The 3037-nt window shown below is 57.0% G+C and carries 3 protein-coding genes; all 3 read left to right on the top strand.

Translation table 11 applies throughout. The features are described 5' to 3' along the window. A partial coding sequence (locus HKN37_13630) for a S9 family peptidase (GenBank protein NNE47690.1) occupies window positions 1-1933 on the top strand: 1933 nt, incomplete at its 5' end. Between the two features lie 238 nt (window positions 1934-2171). After that, window positions 2172-2678 carry a metallophosphoesterase family protein gene (locus HKN37_13625; GenBank protein ID NNE47689.1) on the top strand — a complete coding sequence of 169 codons (507 nt, stop codon included), beginning with the start codon at window positions 2172-2174 and terminating at the stop codon, window positions 2676-2678. A gap of 9 nt (window positions 2679-2687) precedes the next feature. After that, window positions 2688-3037: hypothetical protein (locus HKN37_13620; GenBank protein NNE47688.1), on the top strand; the 350-nt coding region annotated here is incomplete at its 3' end.

Here is a 3037-nt window from a genome sequence, read left to right as displayed (position 1 = left end):
TGCCTATCTCGATCAGGTCATGTCGCACACGAAAGATCTGCAGCAGACAATCTTCGACGAGATCAAGGGCAGGATAAAGCAAGACGATTCGACAGTTCCGTACCGAACCGGGGACCACTACTACTATGTTCGATACGTGGACGGGAAGGAGTATCCGATCTACTGCAGAAAGCCGGGGTCTCTTGACGCCGCGGAACAGGTGATACTGGACGTGAACGTCCTGGCCGAGGGGAAGGGATATTTCCAGGTCGGGCAGACGGCGCCCACGGAAGACCAGAACATTCTTGCTTTCGCCGCGGACACCGTCGGACGACGGTTCTACACGCTCCGGTTCAAAGACCTGACGACGGGGGAAACTCTTGAGGATGCCATCCCGGATGTGACCGGCAACATCGCCTGGGCAAATGATAGTCGAACGATCTTCTATTCAAAACAGGACCCCGAGACATTACGCTGGCATCGGATATTTCGCCATAAACTGGGCACCGATCCATCCCAGGATGTTCTCGTTTACGAGGAATTGGATGAGACCTTCTCCAGTTTCGTCTTCAAGTCAAGATCAAAGCGATACATACTGATCGGGTCGAGCCAGACACTCAGTGACGAGTATCGTTTTGTCGATGCTGATCAGCCGGAGGGCAGTTTCACTGTGATCCAGCCGCGAGAGAGAGACCTCGAATACTCTGTCGGCCACCTCGGCGATTACTTCTACATCCGCACGAATCTCGACGCGGAAAACTTTCGCCTCATGCGTGCACCGATTTCCAACCCGTCGAAAGACCACTGGGAAGAAGTGATTGCGCATCGTCAGTCGGTGTATCTGGCCGACTTCGATCTGTTCGATGACTTCCTGGTTCTCAGTGAGCGGAAGGATGGACTCATGAATCTGCGAGCGATGCGCTGGGACGGGACGGATGACCACTACCTGAATTTCGGTGAATCGGCATATCTCGCCTATGTGAGTACGAACCCCGAGACAGACAGCAAGATCTTGCGCTACGGATACATGTCGATGACGACGCCGAATTCCGTTTACGATTACGACATGGTTTCGCGAAAGAAGGTGCTGAAGAAGAGGGACGAGGTACTCGGCGGGTTCGAGTCATCCGACTACGTGACCGCGCGGATCTACGCGCGTGCGCGTGATGGTGTTGCGGTGCCCATATCGCTTGTGCACCATACGGGTACGCCGATCGATGGAACGGCGCCTGTACTGCTGTACGGGTACGGCTCGTACGGAGCCTCGATGGATCCGTACTTCAGTGCCTCGAGGCTGAGTCTGCTGGATCGTGGGTTCGTGTATGCCATCGCGCATATTCGTGGGGGCCAGGAACTGGGCCGGCAGTGGTACGAAGACGGCAAGCTGCTCAAGAAGAAAAACACATTCACGGATTTCATTGATTGTGCGGACTACCTCGTTACCGCGCGCTACGCGGACCCGAACCGGGTGTACGCGATGGGTGGTAGCGCCGGCGGCCTCTTGATGGGTGCGGTGGCCAACATGCGTCCAGACCGCTTTCATGGAATCGTCGCTCAAGTGCCATTCGTGGACGTTGTGACGACGATGCTCGATGATACCATTCCGCTGACAACGAGCGAGTACGACGAGTGGGGTAATCCGAACGAGAAGGAGTACTACGACTACATCCTGTCGTACTCGCCGTACGATAATGTTGAAGCAAAGGACTACCCGAATATTCTGGTCACGACTGGACTCCACGATTCTCAGGTGCAGTACTGGGAGCCGGCGAAGTGGGTTGCGCGGCTGAGGGCAAAGAAGACGGACTCAAACCGGCTGATAATGAAGACGAACATGGAGGCCGGCCATGGCGGGGCCTCGGGACGCTATCGCATCTACCGAGAAATTGCACTCGACTTCGCGTTCATCCTTGATCTTGCGGGTTCGCCTGAGATTGTCTCTCCGGAAGGATAACTGCGGACGTCCGGACCAGGGCTGAACCGGCAGCACGCTAGTCTGGGAGCATGAGTTTCCGGCGTGTAAAACATGCTCACCGGTTCTCCGTTGACACTCATGCCTGGCCGGTCGGGCTGTACATTACGTCGGCGACGGGTGAAAGTGGAAGCGCTCGGCACTCACTCGTTCAGGCGGTGCCACCCGGAATGAGAGTCACCTGCCAAATCCACCGAGACCTCATGCACTTGGACGCCACATGCTGATCGGTATCATATCAGACACCCACGGCTATCTGCACCCGGCCGTACACAATGACTTCGCCGGCGTCGACCTGATACTCCACGCAGGCGATGCAGGGACCGTGGCCGTGATCGACGAGCTCGCGACCATCGCCCCGGTGAAGGGCGTCTACGGCAACGTGGACGGAATGGACGTGCGCCAGATCTGGCCGGAGCACGAGCGGCTTGAGCTGGAAGGTCTCCAGTTCTGGATGACGCACATCGGAGGGCGACCTGAACGATACGATTCGCGGGTGTCGGCGGAGCTTCGAGAGGATCCACCGGACGTGTTCATTTGCGGTCACAGCCACATTCTCCGCATCGAGCGTGATGACAAACTGGGCAGAATGTTATTTATTAACCCCGGCGCGGCGGGGCGGCAAGGACTGCACCGCGTCAAAACGTGTGTCCGACTCCATGTCGAGAGTGGCGTCGTACAGCAGGCAGAAGTGATTCACCTCGACCAGGAACAGCAGGGGCTTTAAACCGAGAATATGGCCGAAATCGACGCTCAGGCGGATAGAACGCGACGCTTTGATCTAAGGGCGCTGTACGAGTCGAGCCAGCTCCTCAGTGGCTCACTCGACCTCGACTTCATTCTGAGCAATCTCCTCCTGACGATGATGAGCAAGCTTTTCGTCACGCGGGGGTGCGTGCTGATTCAGCGAGCTGCGGAGGAGCCACATACCGTAGCCGCGGGCAAGGGATGTGCGTCGCTCAAGTTGGGCGATGAGATCCACCTCGACGGCTTTTCACCGGAAGACCTCGTGCTCGGTGACGAAATACCCGATGTCTTGAAAGGTCACAAAGTTGCGCTGGTGGCCCCGATTCGGTTTGGTGGGAC

It is taken from the genome of Rhodothermales bacterium, from assembly GCA_013002345.1.
Lineage (GTDB): Bacteria > Bacteroidota > Rhodothermia > Rhodothermales > JABDKH01 > JABDKH01.
This window is presented reverse-complemented; position numbering and strand designations above follow the sequence as displayed.

Coding starts and splice junctions, on each gene's coding strand:
- HKN37_13625 (NNE47689.1), top strand. CDS start 2,172: ATGCTGATCGGTATCATATCAGACACCCACGGCTATCTGCACCCGGCC.